At 68.1% G+C, this 14,245-nt stretch carries 16 protein-coding genes; 6 read left to right on the top strand and 10 right to left on the bottom strand.

What is annotated here, in order from left to right; translation table 11 throughout:
• Window positions 1-68 precede the first annotated feature (68 nt).
• The 6 genes from BJY22_RS07310 to BJY22_RS07285 all read right to left on the bottom strand — a co-directional run bounded on the left by BJY22_RS07310 (window position 69) and on the right by BJY22_RS07285 (window position 6,674).
• On the bottom strand, window positions 69-1,703 hold the full coding sequence (locus tag BJY22_RS07310; protein WP_337758338.1) for a hypothetical protein: 1,635 nt from the start codon (window positions 1,701-1,703) through the stop codon (window positions 69-71).
• A gap of 142 nt (window positions 1,704-1,845) precedes the next feature.
• Window positions 1,846-2,751 (bottom strand): carbohydrate ABC transporter permease, encoded by a 906-nt coding sequence (locus BJY22_RS07305; RefSeq protein WP_167204648.1) that lies wholly within the window; start codon window positions 2,749-2,751, stop codon window positions 1,846-1,848.
• On the bottom strand, window positions 2,748-3,647 hold the full coding sequence (locus BJY22_RS07300) for an ABC transporter permease subunit (protein ID WP_167204647.1): 900 nt from the start codon (window positions 3,645-3,647) through the stop codon (window positions 2,748-2,750). The genes BJY22_RS07305 and BJY22_RS07300 overlap by 4 nt, the downstream gene beginning before the upstream one ends.
• Window positions 3,648-3,696: 49 nt before the next feature.
• Window positions 3,697-4,977, bottom strand: coding sequence for an ABC transporter substrate-binding protein (locus BJY22_RS07295; protein ID WP_167204645.1), 1,281 nt, complete (start codon window positions 4,975-4,977; stop codon window positions 3,697-3,699).
• Window positions 4,978-5,179: 202 nt separating this feature from the next.
• Window positions 5,180-6,211: a zinc-dependent alcohol dehydrogenase family protein gene (locus BJY22_RS07290; RefSeq protein WP_167204643.1), complete on the bottom strand. Its 1,032-nt coding sequence runs from the start codon at window positions 6,209-6,211 to the stop codon at window positions 5,180-5,182.
• Window positions 6,212-6,230: 19 nt separating this feature from the next.
• Window positions 6,231-6,674: a deazaflavin-dependent nitroreductase gene (locus tag BJY22_RS07285; protein WP_167204641.1), complete on the bottom strand. Its 444-nt coding sequence runs from the start codon at window positions 6,672-6,674 to the stop codon at window positions 6,231-6,233.
• A gap of 57 nt (window positions 6,675-6,731) precedes the next feature.
• On the opposite strand from BJY22_RS07285, the gene BJY22_RS07280 reads away from it, so the two are divergent.
• The 3 genes from BJY22_RS07280 (at window position 6,732) to BJY22_RS07270 (ending at window position 9,304) form a co-directional block, all read left to right on the top strand.
• A complete protein-coding gene (locus tag BJY22_RS07280; RefSeq protein WP_167204639.1) occupies window positions 6,732-7,199 on the top strand; it encodes a MarR family transcriptional regulator in 468 nt (155 codons plus the stop codon).
• A 109-nt stretch (window positions 7,200-7,308) separates the two neighbouring features.
• A complete protein-coding gene (locus tag BJY22_RS07275; protein WP_167204637.1) occupies window positions 7,309-8,637 on the top strand; it encodes a TrkH family potassium uptake protein in 1,329 nt (442 codons plus the stop codon).
• Window positions 8,630-9,304: a potassium channel family protein gene (locus BJY22_RS07270; protein WP_167204635.1), complete on the top strand. Its 675-nt coding sequence runs from the start codon at window positions 8,630-8,632 to the stop codon at window positions 9,302-9,304. Before BJY22_RS07275 ends, BJY22_RS07270 begins: the two co-directional genes overlap by 8 nt.
• Window positions 9,305-9,334: 30 nt before the next feature.
• Here the strand turns inward: BJY22_RS07270 and BJY22_RS07265 are convergent, their stop codons facing one another.
• Window positions 9,335-9,484 (bottom strand): hypothetical protein, encoded by a 150-nt coding sequence (locus BJY22_RS07265; protein ID WP_167204633.1) that lies wholly within the window; start codon window positions 9,482-9,484, stop codon window positions 9,335-9,337.
• Between the two features lie 144 nt (window positions 9,485-9,628).
• Here BJY22_RS07265 and BJY22_RS07260 point away from each other — a divergent pair, with 144 nt between their 5' ends.
• The 3 genes from BJY22_RS07260 to BJY22_RS07250 are packed head-to-tail and all read left to right on the top strand — an operon-like array spanning window position 9,629 to window position 10,618.
• The gene (locus tag BJY22_RS07260) at window positions 9,629-9,955 is read left to right on the top strand and encodes a helix-turn-helix transcriptional regulator (protein WP_167204631.1); all 327 of its coding nucleotides are present in this window, start codon (window positions 9,629-9,631) and stop codon (window positions 9,953-9,955) included.
• A complete protein-coding gene (locus tag BJY22_RS07255) occupies window positions 9,952-10,308 on the top strand; it encodes a DUF1048 domain-containing protein (RefSeq protein ID WP_167204629.1) in 357 nt (118 codons plus the stop codon). The genes BJY22_RS07260 and BJY22_RS07255 overlap by 4 nt, the downstream gene beginning before the upstream one ends.
• 1 nt (window position 10,309) lies before the next feature.
• Window positions 10,310-10,618 (top strand): DUF1048 domain-containing protein, encoded by a 309-nt coding sequence (locus BJY22_RS07250; RefSeq protein ID WP_167204627.1) that lies wholly within the window; start codon window positions 10,310-10,312, stop codon window positions 10,616-10,618.
• Here BJY22_RS07250 and BJY22_RS07245 read toward each other — a convergent pair.
• From BJY22_RS07245 to paaN, 3 genes are read right to left on the bottom strand one after another with little or no spacing between them, the layout of a single operon-like run.
• Entirely contained in the window at window positions 10,611-11,129 is a 519-nt protein-coding gene (locus BJY22_RS07245; protein WP_167204625.1) for a flavin reductase, read from the bottom strand. The genes BJY22_RS07250 and BJY22_RS07245 overlap by 8 nt on opposite strands.
• Entirely contained in the window at window positions 11,126-12,508 is a 1,383-nt protein-coding gene (locus BJY22_RS07240) for a serine hydrolase domain-containing protein (protein WP_167204623.1), read from the bottom strand. Before BJY22_RS07240 ends, BJY22_RS07245 begins: the two co-directional genes overlap by 4 nt.
• Window positions 12,501-14,171, bottom strand: coding sequence for a phenylacetic acid degradation protein PaaN (gene paaN / locus BJY22_RS07235; protein ID WP_167204621.1), 1,671 nt, complete (start codon window positions 14,169-14,171; stop codon window positions 12,501-12,503). The genes BJY22_RS07240 and paaN overlap by 8 nt, the downstream gene beginning before the upstream one ends.
• Window positions 14,172-14,245: the final 74 nt, after the last annotated feature.

Here is a 14,245-nt window from a genome sequence, read left to right as displayed (position 1 = left end):
GCGATGGACCAGGTCTATCGGATCCCTCCGACATTCCTGGTCTGACAGGGTGCCGCTCGGTCCGGCTGTCAGCGGGGCAGGATCAGGGTGTCGGTGAGGAGTTTGGCGGTCTTTCGGAGCGTGGCGGGTGAGGACGAGAGGTCGGTGGCGAGCGTGTAGGGGGTGAGCTGTTCGCCGGGGCCGACCAGGCGGTGGCGGTGGGCGATCAGCCAGACGATGGCGCGGGGCCAGGTGGAGAGTCGGGCCTTGGCGAGAAGGTCTGGGGCGTCGCGGACCAGGCGCTCGGCGATGTCGAAGGCGTCGGGCGCGTACGCCGTCCCCAGGGTCTCGCCGGCCATCAGCCACGCGTGCGGGGCCAGGACCGACAAGGTGGCGGCCTGGTGGTTGTCGAGGCCGCTGAGGTCGGGCTGCGGCGGGGAACCCAGGCCGGCCAGGGCACGGTAGGCGTCTTCCAGATCATTCGTGGTGTCGTCGAGGAACACCCGCTCGCCGGGCTTCGAGCCGACCGGGTCGATCATCGCCGCGGCCTCCAGCGCGGGCTGCCAGACGTCGACGGCGTCGACCGCCTCGTCGACCACGTCCAGCGGCAGCTCGGTCCGCTCGCCGGCGAACTCCAGCCACGCCTTCACCACCGCCGGCACCGCGTCGAAGTAGGTGCTGTCGGCAAGCACCTTGCGCGGCAGCCAGTGCGCGAGGAACAGCTCGACCAGTACGGCGCTGACGCGCAGCGGACCGCCGACGGTGTGGTCGACGGCGTGATCCACCCACAACCGGACGATGTCCGCGGCGTCGTCCGGCAGACCCACGGAGTACCGCGACTCGAGGAACTCCTCGACCAGCTGCTCGCGCTGCCGCGGGGACAGCAGCGGCCGGATCGGCGGGCGGACCGGGCGCTCCGGCATCTGGGTCAGCCGGTTCACCAGCAGGCCGGTGAAGAACTCGAAGTCCTCGCTGACCGGCGGATCGTCGTAGTCGCGGGTCTCGCCCAGCGCCTGCAGGATGATCCCGGCCGCGATCGGCGGGCGGACGGTCCGGATGGTCACCCGGCCGCCGCGCTGGTACGCCTCCAGGACGCGGTCGACCGGCGGGCCGACGAACACGTCCTTGATGATCGCGCCGATGTTGTTGTCGATGAACACCACCAGCGTGTGCGGATGCTGCTCGTCGTCGTAGTCGAGCACGACACTCAGCCCGTCACCGGTGATGTCCTCGGACACGATCGCGCTGGTCAGCCGGAAGCCGGCGATCCGCGTGACCCATTCGGGTACTTCGTCCTGCGTGCGCAGCCGGGAGACGTGGGCGCGCTGCAACGGCAACCGGCCCGCGGGACCGACCGTCCGCGCCAGGCTGGTCAGCAGGACGAAGGACTCGGGATCACGGCGCTCACCGAGCACCCGCGCCGCATCGGCCCAGAAGAACCGCTCCACCTCGCCGATCTCGTCCGGCCGCCCGGCCGGCCACAGCTGGTCGGCGAGCATCGCCGCCGACCGCGCCACCGAGGCCTCGGCGATCACCGGATGCAGGGCGGCCGGCACCGCGGCCAGATCGAGAGCAAGCGTTTCCAGCAGGGTCTCCAGCACGGCGACACTCGGCGTGGTGTCGACATCGACACCCGCCGTCGGCGCGTACGGTTCGCCGGGATCGGAGCCGACCAGCCGCAAATGGCTGGGGCGCCCGTCCCGTCCACGAGGAGACTTGGTCACCTCCGTGAGATTACCGTCCGTTCGCACTCCCCCGCAGTCCCCTGCGCGCGTCCTGTGGACAACTCCGCTCAACCACCTTGAGCACCCACCAACCACTTTCGCGGTCGCGAATTGGTTGGTGGGTGCCCAAAGAAGGTTTGGGTCAGCCCTTCAAGGCGCCGGCCATCAGGCCGCCGATGAACCAGCGGCCCAGCAGGATGTAGACGATCAGGGTGGGGAACGACGTGATCAGGGCGCCTGCCATGCTCGCGGCGTAGTCCACCTTCTGGCCGCCGGACAGCGCCGCCAGACCCAGGGTCACGGGCCCGTTGTTCTGCTGGGTCAGGAACAGCGCGAACAGGAAGTCGTTCCAGACCGAGGTGAACTGCCAGATCAGCGTCACCACGAACCCGGAGATCGAGATCGGCAGGATGATCCGCGCGTACGTCTGGACCAGCCCGGCCCCGTCCACCCGGGCCGACTCGATGATCTCGTGCGGCACGATCGTGGCGTAGTAGTTGCGGAAGATCAGCGTGCAGATCGGGAGACCGTAGATGCAGTGCGCGATGATCAGCGTCGGCACACCCCGGGTGACGTCCAGCTCGGTGAACGTCGTCCGCAGCGGCAGCATCACCGCCTGGTAGGGGATGAACATCCCGAACAGGATGAACGCGAACACGATGTTCGCGCCCGGGAACCGCCACCGGGCCAGCACGAACCCGTTCATGGAGCCGATCACCGACGAGATGATCGCGGCCGGGATCGCCAGCGACAGCGACCGGATCATGTACGGCTGCAGCACGTCCCAGGCCTTGCGCCAGGGCTCCACCGTCCACTCCTTCGGCAGGTTCCACTGCGAAGCGGCCGTGGTGTCGCCGGACGTCTTGAAGCTCGTGATCAGTACGACGTACACCGGGATCAGCACGAACAGCAGGAACAGCAGCAGCAGGACGTACCGAATCGTCCGGCTGCGCCGCGTGGAACCGTCCATCGCGCCACGCTTCTGCGGCTTCCGGCTGATCGCCGCGGCGGCCCGGCCGGTCGCGGCTGCAGTATCGGCGGCGCTCATTCCTTACTCTCCTGCCGGACGGTGTACGCGACGTACGGGATGACGAGGACGGCGACGACTGCGAGCATCACGATCGCGATCGCGGCCGCCTTGGCCTGGTCGCTGCGCAACAACGTGTTCCACATGTAGACCGCAGGTACTTCGGTGCGGAACTGGTTCGGCCCCGTGATCGCGTAGATCAGGTCGAACAGCTTCAGCGACATGTGCCCGAGGATGATCAGCGCGGACAGCGCGATCGGCGACAACTGCGGGAACAGCACGTGCCGGTACAGCTTGAACTCCGACGCGCCGTCCACCCGGGCCGCCTCGCGCAGCTCCGGCGGGATGCCCCGGAAACCGGCCAGGAACAGCGCCATGATGTACCCGGACAGCTGCCAGATGGCCGGTAATGCGATGGACAGCATCGTTGTCCATCGACTGCCGGCGGTCCACCACGCGTTCTCGAGGAACCCCAGATGGAGGATCTCGAACAAGCGGTTCAGCCCGCGCGCGTCCTCGCCCTGGGACGGGTTCAGCAACCAGCCCCAGACCACCCCGGAGGCGATCATCGAGATCGCCATCGGGAACAGGTAGATCGACCGGAAGACCGACTCGCCGGGCACGCCCTTCTCCAGCAGCAGCGCCCAGAGCAGGCCGAAGATCAGCGTGCCCACGATGAACGCCACCGTGAGCACGCCGAGGTTCTTCAGCGAGTTGAGGAACCGCTCCTCCGTGAACAGGTTCCCGTAGTTCTCGAACCCGACATAGTTGGCCGGGCCCTTGCGAGCGGTGTGCCGGTCGGTCAGCGAGGTGTTGAAGGACCACGCGATCAGCCCGTACACGAAGTACCCGAGCAGCAGCACGGTCGGCAGCAGCACCAAGGCGCCAGGTCCCCAGGTGCGAATTCTTCCGTGCACGTTCAGACCTCCGACCCGGTCCGCAACTCGCCGTCGAACGGGGACTGCATCAGCTCGTCTTCATCGCGGCACCGAGCGCCGACTGCAGCTTGGCCACGTCGGGGCTACCGCTGAACTGGCTGATCGCGGACAGGATGTCGTTGTTCTGACCCAGGGTGCAGGCAGCACCGTGCGCGCAGGACGGGACGATCTTGTCCTTCTTCCAGTCCGCCATCGCGACCTGCTGGTACTTCGGGTAGTCGGCCGGGTTCGCGTCCGAGCGGGCCGGGATCGAACCCTTCTTGGTGTTGAACGCCTTCTGGCCGTCGGCCGAGCCGGTGACCTTCAGCCAGCACTTCGCGCCCTCGGGGTTCTGCCCGTTGGTCGGCAGCGTGAACGAGTCGGCGAGGTACTGGAAGTTGCCCGCCGTCCCCGGGGAAGGCCAGTAGGTGTACGCCGTGTCCGGCACCTTGTCGGCCAGCTGCTGCGCGGCGACCCAGTCACCCATCAGCGTGTAACCGGCCTTGCCGCTGTTCACGTAGCCCAGCGCGTCCGGCCAGTCGATAGCCTCGCGGTCGGAGTTGGTGAAGGTCAGCAGGGTCTTGTACTTGTTCAGCGCCGCGGTCACGTCACCGCCGGCCCAGTCGGTCTTGCCGTCCCACAGACCGATGAACTTGTCCGGGCCGAGCTCTGCCAGCAGCACGGCCTCGACCAGCATCTCCTGGGCGAAGCCCTTGGAGATCGCCAGCGGGGCGGTCACTCCGGCCGCCTTCAGCTTGGTCAGGTCGGCGATCCAGGCGTCGATGCTGGCCGGCGCCTTGGTGCCGTCGAGGCTCGCCTTCTTCAGCACCGTCGGGTTCGCCCAGACCACGTTCGCCCGGTGCACGTTCGCCGGGATCGAGTAGATCTTGCCGTCGACGGTCAGGTTGTCGATCAGGTTCTGCGGGAAGGCCTTGTCCAGCCCGAACTCCTTGTACAGGCCGCTGACGTCGTCCACCTGACCGGCGTTGATGTAGTCCCGCAGCTCGGCGCCCGCGTGCGCCTGGAAGGTGGACGGCGGCTTCCCGGCCTGCAGGTCGTTCGCCAGCACCTGCTTGGCGTTCGAGCCCGCGCCACCGGCGACCGCGGAGTTGACGAACTTGTAGTCCTTGCACTCGGTGTTGAACACCGAGACCATGCCGTCCAGGCCGGCCTTCTCGCCACCGTCGGCCCACCAGGTGAAGACCGTGACGTCCTTGCTGGCAGCCGCGTCCCCGCTACCGCCACCGTCGTCGCTGTTCCCGCAGGCGCTCACCGCGAGAAGACCCGCCGCACCCACCAGCGCCAGGGTCTTGCTCAGACCACCACGCATGATTCACTCTCCGATCAGTTGATGGAGCCGCCTGTGACAACGATGCCCCCTTGACGGCCCCACTGTTGTCACGCGGCACGCCGGGTGTCAACGCTCCGCGCAGTCGCGTTGCGCAGCCGTGACCCCGTGCTGCTTGACAGTGTGAGAGCGCGCACATTCCCGGTCCGGACAGGGACTCCGCGCAGTCGCGTTGCGCACAACGTCAGGGCCGGAGCAACACCTTGATCGCGCGCCGTTCGTGCATCGCGGCGTACCCCTCGGCGACGTCGTTCAGCGGGATCTCGGAGTCGAAGACCTTGCCTGGGTCGATCGCTCCGGACAGGACGTCGGCCATCAGGTCCGGCAAGTACGCACGGCACGGCGCGGCCCCGCCGTTCAGCCCGACGTTCCGCCCGAACATCGTCCTGATCGGCACCTCGACGCCGTGTGGCACGCCGACGAAACCGACCGTCGCGCCGGCCCGCGCGACCTCGAACGCGGTCTCCATCGACTGCTTCGTGCCGACACATTCCAGGACGGCGTCCGCGCCGACCCCCAGCGTCAGTTCGAGTACGGCGTCCCGCGCCGCGTCGCCGCGCTCGGCAATGATGTCCGTGGCACCGAACTCCTTCGCCAGCTTCTGCCGAGACTCGTGCCGCGACAGGGCAACCACCCGCTCCGCGCCCATCCGCGACGCCGCGAGCACGCCGCACAGCCCGACCGCGCCGTCACCTACGACCACCACGGTGTCGCCGGCCTTCACCCGCGCGGACCGCGCCGCGTGCCAGCCGGTGCCCATCACGTCGGAGAGCGTGAGCAGCGACGGGACCAGCGCGTCGTCCGGCGGCTCAGGTGTCGCGACCAGCGTGCCGTCGGCGTACGGGAGTTTGACGTACTCGCCCTGGCCGCCGTCCGCCTTGCCGCTGCCGTAACCGACCAGGTTCTGGCAGGCGGTCTGGTACCCGGCGAGGCAGTGCGGGCAGGTCCCGTCGCTCACCACGAACGGCGCGATGACGAAGTCGCCGGGCTTGACCGTGCGAACCTCCGCCCCGATCTCCTCCACGACACCGACGAACTCGTGCCCGATCGGCCGCGGCCGCTTGACCGGGTTCTCCCCGCGGTACGGCCAGAGGTCGGACCCACAGATGCACGAGGCAACGACCTTGACCACCGCGTCGCCCGGCCCCTCGATCTTCGGGTCCGGACGCTCCTCCAGCCGTACGTCGAACGCTCCGTGAATCACCGTGGCCCGCATGGCCACAGACTAGGCCCTGTCAGACCGGGATCACTTCGAAAACGACCGACCGCGACGCGGCCGCCGCGAACTCGTCCGGGGTCGGTCCGGTCACCGCGCCGATCCGGAGGAAGAACTGCACGCCGTGCGGCACCTCGACCGGGAACGCGCGCAACACCTTCTCCCTGTCCTGCACCTCCGGCAGCGCCTCGAGCCGGACCTTCTGCTTGCTCCGCCCCTGGGTCAGCACGCCCCAGCCCGCGGCGGACGCGTTCCGGACCCAGTCCGACTCCGGCGCCGGGCTCAGCACGTACCGCCGCCCGTCCACGGTCAGCGGCGACACCGGCGTGGTGCGCAGTTGCCCGCTCGACCGGCCCGGGACCGACAACAGGTGGATGGTCCCGGGCCGCAGACCGAGCTTGTGCAGACCCTTCACCAACCGGTTCACCGGCTTCAGCCATCCCGGCAGTCCCTCGACAGCCACAGCTCCTCCAGATGTTTCGATGATCGAAAGATTCTCTTCGATGATAGAATCTTTCGAGTGTCGAAACAATCCCTGATCGCGGTGATCACCGGGACGGTCGCCCGGTTCCAGGACGCGACCGATCGCGTCGACGCGGCCGCTGCCGCCGTCCTCGGCCTGAACCGCACCGACCTGCTCTGTCTCGGCGTACTGGCGCGCGGAGGTCCGCTGCCGGCGGGGCAGCTCGCGGTCGAGGCCGGCTTGAGTCCGGCGGCGATGACAGCCGGGATCGAACGGCTCGAGAAGGCCGGGTACGCCGACCGCACGCGGGACAGCGCAGACCGGCGCCGCGTACTCGTCACGGCGACTCCGCTCGCGGTACGGCGCCTCACCGAGCTCTACGCGCCCCTGGAGAAGCTCGGCTCGGCACAGCTGGCGAAGTACTCACTGGCCGAGCTGGAGACGATCCGCGACTTCCTCGACCAGGGCATCGAACTCCAGGACCAGCAAGCGGACCGCATCCGGGGACTCCTTCCGTCGAAGTAGTTGCTGCCAGCACCTGCGACCCCGCAGTGTGTTGGGCTGACGTGTCACGGATGGTCACCCGCCCTCGCGGCTAAGCTGCCCCGGTAGATCCCGACCGACGGAGGACTGGATGAAGTGGCGGCACCCGGGCCAGGTCGTCGTGGCTGGGTTCGCGCTGGCCACGGTGGTGGGAACTGTCCTGCTGATGCTGCCTGTCTCCACCGAGACCGGGGAGGCGACCGGGCTGTTGACGGCGTTGTTCACGGCGGTGTCGGCGGTGTGTGTCACCGGTCTGATCGTGGTGGACACGCCGACGTACTGGTCCGGTTTCGGCGAAGCGGTGATCCTCGGGCTGATTCAGGTCGGCGGGCTGGGCGTGATGACCCTGGCCTCGGTTCTGGCGATGCTGGTGGCTCACCGGATGGGGATGCGGATGCAGTTGTTCGCCCAGGCGGAGACGAAGTCGCTCGGCTTGGGTAACGTCCGCAGCGTCGTGTTCGGCGTGATCCGGCTGAGTTTGATCGTGGAGGCCGCGGTCGCGGTGCTGCTGGCCTTGCGGTTCGGGTTCGGGTACGACGAGTCGTTCTGGCGCGCGGTGTATCTCGGGGTGTTCCACGCGGTGTCGGCGTACAACAATGCCGGTTTCGCCCTGTTCAGCGACAACCTGATCGGCTTCGCGACGGATCCCTTCGTTCTGTTCCCGATCATCGTCGCGGTCATCATCGGCGGTCTGGGTTTCCCAGTGATTGCGGAGGTGCTGCGCCGGCGGGAACGCCGGGGGCGGCGCTGGTCTCTGCACACGCGGGTGACGGTGCTGACGTACGGCGCACTCCTGGCCGTCGGCACGGTCGCCGTCCTGCTGACCGAGTGGCGGAACCCGAACACCCTGGGCAGTCTCGATCTGCACCACAAACTGCTGGTCGGGCTGTCGCACGGCGTCATGCCACGCACTGCTGGGTTCAACAGCCTGGACCTGGCGCACTTCGAGCCCACCACCTTGCTGGTGAACGACGTCCTGATGTTCATCGGCGGCGGCAGTGCGGGAACGGCGGGCGGGATCAAGGTGACCACCTTCGCGCTGCTGGGATTCGTCATCCTCGCCGAGATCCGCGGTGAACCGACCGTTCATGTGCTCGGCCGGCGGCTGCCCGCGGAGGTCCAGCGGCAGGCGCTGACGGTTGCGCTGCTGGGGGTCGGAGTGGTGATGATCGGAACCGTGGCACTGCTGGCGATGACTTCGTTCAGACTGGACGAGGTGTTGTTCGAGTCGGTCTCGGCATTCGGTACGGTCGGGCTGTCGACCGGGATCACCGCCAAGATCCCGGCGGCCGGGCAGTTGGTTCTGGTCGCCCTGATGTTCATCGGACGGCTCGGGCCGATCACAATGGCCTCGGCGCTGGCGCTGCGTGAACGCCCACGCCGGTACGAACTACCTGAGGAGCGACCCGTCGTTGGCTGACACACAGCGCCCCAAGACCCCGTCCCGCGTCGTCGTCATCGGCCTGGGACGGTTCGGCAGCTCGCTGGCGCGGGAGCTGGCCCGGCGGGGCTACGAGATCCTCGGCATCGACGCCGATCCGCGCCGGGTGCAGGTGTTGTCCGACGACCTGACCCATACGGTGGTCGCCGACACCACCGACGAGCAGGCGCTGCGGCAGGTCGGCGTACCGGACTTCGAGCGAGCCGTCGTCGGCATCGGCAGCAACCTCGAGGCGAGCATCCTGACCACGTCGCTGCTGGTCGACTTCGGCATCCCGAACATCTGGGCCAAGGCGCTGAATCACCAACAGGGCAGGATCCTCGAGCGCATCGGCGCCCACCACGTCGTACTGCCCGAACACGACATGGGCGAACGGGTCGCACACCTGGTCACCGGCCGGATGCTCGACTTCATCCAGTTCGAGGACGACTACGCGATCATCAAGACGATCGCCCCGCGCGAAGCCGACGGACTGCCGCTCGGGCAGAGCCGGCTGCGCAGCAAGTACGACGTCACCGTGGTCGGGATCAAGCGCCCCGGCGAGGGCTTCACCTACGCCACCGCGGAGACCGTGGTCCACAAGGGGGACGTCCTGATCGTGGCCGGCAAGACCGCCGCCGTCGAGCGAGTCGCCGACCTCGACTGACCGCGTGACACGAGGATCGACGCAGGGCAGCTAGTCGAGCCGGCTGGCACTGAGGATGCCCAGCGCCAGCCCCGTGACGATGAGAATCGCCGCGACGACGGCCCGCTGGCGCAGCGCACAGACCAGGCCTGCGACCGTCATGACCAGCGCGATGGACCAGCCCACGAGCGCGAGTTGCACCGAGCAACTCTAACGACGCAACGCCTGACGGCCGCCGCCTCTCACGGCTCTCTAACACCATCGCCGTAGTCCGCTACTCGGTGATACCGTATAGTGGTATTCGGTGCCACTGAGTACCACGACATACCACTGGGAGGACGCGCGGTGGATGACCTGACGGAGATGCTGAAAGGCACGCTCGAAGGGTGCGTGCTGGAAATCATCAACGCAGAAGAGACCTACGGCTACGCCATCACGCGCCGGCTGAACGAACTCGGCTTCGCCGACGTCATCGAGGGCACGGTTTACACCATTCTGCTGCGACTGGAGAAGAACGGGCTCGTCCAGGTGACGAAGCGGCCGTCCGTGCAGGGCCCACCGCGCAAGTTCTACACGCTCAACGACGCAGGCCGCGCAGAACTCGCGACATTCTGGCTGAAATGGGACTACGTCGTATCACGGATCGACAAGCTGAAGGAGGGCAGGAGATGAGCTTCTGGGAGACCATCACCGGCAGTGATCTCACCCGGGAATGGAAGGCGTTCGAGGCCCGGGCCCAGGCACTGCCGAACGACTACCGCGCCGCGTGGGACGAGATCAAGGGCCACCTCTGGTCCTACTCGAACTTCAGCGGCCGAAACCTGATGCCGATCCTCGACGGCGCCCTAGGGCTGCTCGAAGAGACAGCTGCCGACGGGCAGAGCATCTACCACGTCGTGGGCGACGACATCGCGGGCTTCAGCGCGGCACTGGCCGGCGGACAAGGAGCCCGCGACTACCGCGACCGTTGGCGCGAGCAACTGAACAGGAACGTCGCACGCAAACTGGCCAAGCTAGGAGCCTGACATGGGCATTCAGGACATCATCGAGGGCAAGAAGCAATGGCGGGCGCACATGGCGCGGGTCAAGGCGCTCCCACCGGACTACCAGATCGTCTACAAGGAGATCCAGAGGTACCTCTTCAAGGTCGGACCGACCGACCTGCTCGGCGACTCCCTCCTCCCAGGGCTCGTCGACTTCTTCGAGGAAGGCGTAGCGGCCGGCAAAGGGGTCCTCCAACTCACCGGCAACGACGTCGCCGCCTTCTGCGACGACCTGATCAAGGACTCGCCCACCTACGCTCAGATCTACCAGGAGTCCATCGATTCTAAATAGTCCCGTAGCGGCCGCGGCGGTGGACCAGGGCGGGTACGTCGTCCGCGCCGAACTCCACGTGCGCGATCTCGAGTTGCACCTGTAGGCCCCAACCAACCTCGGGCGGGTCCTGGCCGACCAGCGTGCAACCCGCCCAGGTGCTGACGCCGACGGGCGCCGGGCCCCACTCGGTGTCGGTCCAGTCGATCAGGCGGAACGGTCCGCCCGGCGCGGGCGCGACGTACCCGAACGCGTCGGCGAGCTGGCGGTGCGGCTCGCCGAGCAGCGCCACCACCGCGGTCCTTGCCTCACGCAACGTTTCCCACAGGTCCGAGTCCGGGTCGAGCAGTCCGATCACGTACCCGGGCTCACCGTCCGCGACCAGCATCGACGACACCGTGAGCCCGGCACGCTTCCCGCCGTACGCCGTCGTCCACAACCCGACCGGCGACGGCAGCCGCCCGCGCAACCGCCGGACCGGACTCCGCTCGGACTCGGGCGGCAGGAACGGGTGATCACCATGAATGGTCACGGGGCCACGGTAACGCGCTCCTCCAGGGTGAAGGTGTCGATGGGGTGCAGGCTGAGGCCACTGGAGCCGCGGACGGATTCGACCGCGCCGGTCGCGTCGAACGTGAAGCGGTACGACTCGCCGTACGCGCCGTAGCCGTTGCCGCCGGTGACGCGCAGCGTGTCGCCGTCCGCCTCGAGCTCCTGCGGTTCCTCGGCCGGGTTCGGCGCGGACGGGTCGGTCGCGTAGAGCCGTCCGCCGAGCAGCATGATGTCGGTGACGCCCCACAGATTCGCGAAGCGCCCGGTGAAGCGTGCGAGGTCGCCGGTACCGCGTTCCTTGGCCCCGGCGACGTCGAGGAGCCGGAAGAGCCCTTCGGCGAGCTGCGACGCGGGGCCGTCGATCGCATTCGTCAGAACCGACACGACCAGCCGCTGCTCCGGGTCGACGAGCGTGCGGGTGATGTGTCCCGGGTACCCGCCGCCGTGCCCGAACACCTCCCGCTCGCCGACCTTCGTCACCGCCAGGCCGAGGCCGTACCGCGCCTTCTCGTCGCTCCCGGTCGTCCACAGCGGGTGGCGCATCTCGCGCTTCGACTTGTCCGAGAGCAGCCGGTCGTCACCGGGCAGGTGAGCGGAGAAGTACGTCACCAGGTCGCGCGCGTTCCCGAAGAACCCGGTCGCCGAGGCCAGCGCCCGGGTGTCGATGTGCTCGATCGGGACACGCGTGTCGGCGTACGTCAGCGCGCTGTACCCCGCGGCGTACTCCGAGCGCCGGTCCGGGTCGAGCTCCGGGCCGAGACCGGACAGCCCGAGCTTGTCCACGATCGCGGTCTGGACATAGGAGTTGTACGGCGTGCCGCTCGCCGCCTCGACGACGAGACCGAGCACGCCGTACCCGATGTTCGAGTACTTGAAGCGCTCGTTCTCCGCGATCACGGCCGACGACTCGTCCCGCAGTACCTCGAGCAACTGGTCGCGGTCCGGGAAGGCCTTGGACAACTGCCACCAGTCCGCGTCGAGGCTGTCGCGGGTCACGCCGCCGGCGTGCGCCAGCAGGTCACGGACAGTCCGCTCGCCGACCGGCGTACCGACGATCTCGGTGACGTGCTGTGACACCTTGTCGTCGAGCCGCAACCGGCCCTGCTCGACCAGCTGGAACACGGCGGTGCCGGTGAACGTCTTCGAGTGCGACGCGATCCGGAACAGGTGCTGGTCGGTCAGCGGTACGTCGTTCTCGACGTCCGCCCAGCCGTACGCCGACGAGAACGCGATCGCGTCCCCGGCGTACACCGCGACCTGGACTCCGGGCACCCGGAGGTACCGCTGGTTGAAGGCCAGCCAGCTGTCGTAGTACGCGAGTGTTTCGGTCAGACTTGTGGAATCCAGGGCCTCAGACATGACGCCTAGATTGAATGACGCGGAAGCGACTCGCAACGTATGCGCCGTCGGTGTATGTCGCGTTGGCCGCCGGATTCGCCCCGGTGCCGTGGAAATCGCTGAAAGCAGCCGATTGATTGACGAACACACTCCCGGTGAGGTTCTCCGACAGCGCGACCCCGGCGTCGAGCGCCGCGTCCCGGGCCTCGTCGAGGATCTTGGCGTCGGTCGAGTAGATCCCGGCGGTCATCGCGCCGCTCTCGGTGACCGTGGACCGGAACAGCTCGATCGACTGCGCGGTGTCCGCGGTCCGGACCAGGAACGAGACCGGGCCGAAGCACTCCCGCCCGTAGAGCTCGGCGTCCTTGGCGTCGATCGCGACGAGCAGCGGCGTCCGGACGACGGCCTCCGGGAACGCCGGGTGCTGGATCGCACGGGACTCCAGCACGACGTCACCGTACTCCGGGGCCAGGTCGAGGCGGCTGATCACGGCCTGGTTCACGATGCCGCCGAGAATCTCCACCGCGCGGGCGTCGTCGCCGAGCAGTTTGGAGATCGCGGTCGCAATGCCGGCGCCGACCTCTTCGAAGGACTTGTGCCCGTCGTCGGTCTCGATGCCGCCGGCCGGGACGAAGAGGTTCTGGGTGGTGGTGCACATCTGGCCGGAGTACAGCGAGAGGGTGAAGGCGAGGTTCCCGCAGAGCGCCTTGAAGGAGTCGGTGGAGTCGACGATCACTGCGTTCACGCCGGCCTTCTCGGTGAAGACGGTCGCCTGGGTGGCGTTCTGCTCGAGCCATTCGCCGAACTCGCTGCCGCCGGTGAAGTCGATCAGCTTCACCTCGGGCCGGGTCGCGAGCGGCTTGGCCAGGCCGTCCCCGGCCCGCTCGGCGGCCAGGGTCACCAGGTTCGGGTCGAAGCCTGCCTCGGCGAGCACCTCACGGCACACCTCGACCGTCATCGCCAGCGGCAGGACGGCCAGCGGGTGCGGCTTCACCACGACGGCGTTGCCGGTCACCAGCGACGCGAACAGGCCGGGCCACGAGTTCCAGGTCGGGAAGGTGTTGCAGCCGATCACGAGCGCGACGCCGCGGCCGGTGACCGTGAACGTCTTCTCCATCCGGATCGGGTCGCCCTTGGCCGGCTTCTCCCAGGTCGCCGTCGCCGGGTAGCGGTTCATCTCCTCGTACGCGTACGCGACCGCCTCCAGCGCCCGGTCGAGCGCGTGCGCCCCGCCGGCCTGGAACGCCATCACGAACGCTTGCCCACTCGTGTGCTGAACCGCGTTGGCCAGCTCGAACACGCGCTTGTGCAGCCGGTCGAGGATCTCCAGCGTGACCCCGGTGCGCCCGTCGATCCCGGCCCTGCGCCAGTCCGCAAGCCCTTGCTGCGCCGCGGCCAGCAGCTCGTCCAGCCCGTCCTCGACCACCCGCGGGTACGAGACGTCCAGGGAGATGCCGTACGGCGACTGCTCGGTGACGACCGTCCCTCGCGATCCCGGGATGTCGAGTGCGTACGTCGTACCCAGACGGGCCTCGAAGGCCGCCTTGCCGTCGGCCGCCGCGGTCTCGCCGTACACCCGGGGGCTGGGCGACTCGGGGAACGCGGAGTGGTAGCCGCGGTCGCGGATCGCCGTCAGCGCGCCATCGAGGCGCTCGCGGTGGGAGGAGAGCAGGTCCGTGGTCATGCCTGCGATGTTACAGTCGTGCACGCGACCGGGACCAGAGTGTCACAAACCAAATTCGATCAACACAGCTTCGG

Source organism: Kribbella shirazensis (assembly GCF_011761605.1).
GTDB classification, from domain to species: Bacteria; Actinomycetota; Actinomycetes; order Propionibacteriales; family Kribbellaceae; genus Kribbella; species Kribbella shirazensis.
Note: the sequence above shows the minus strand (reverse complement) of the source record. Positions and strands in the feature narration are given on the sequence as shown.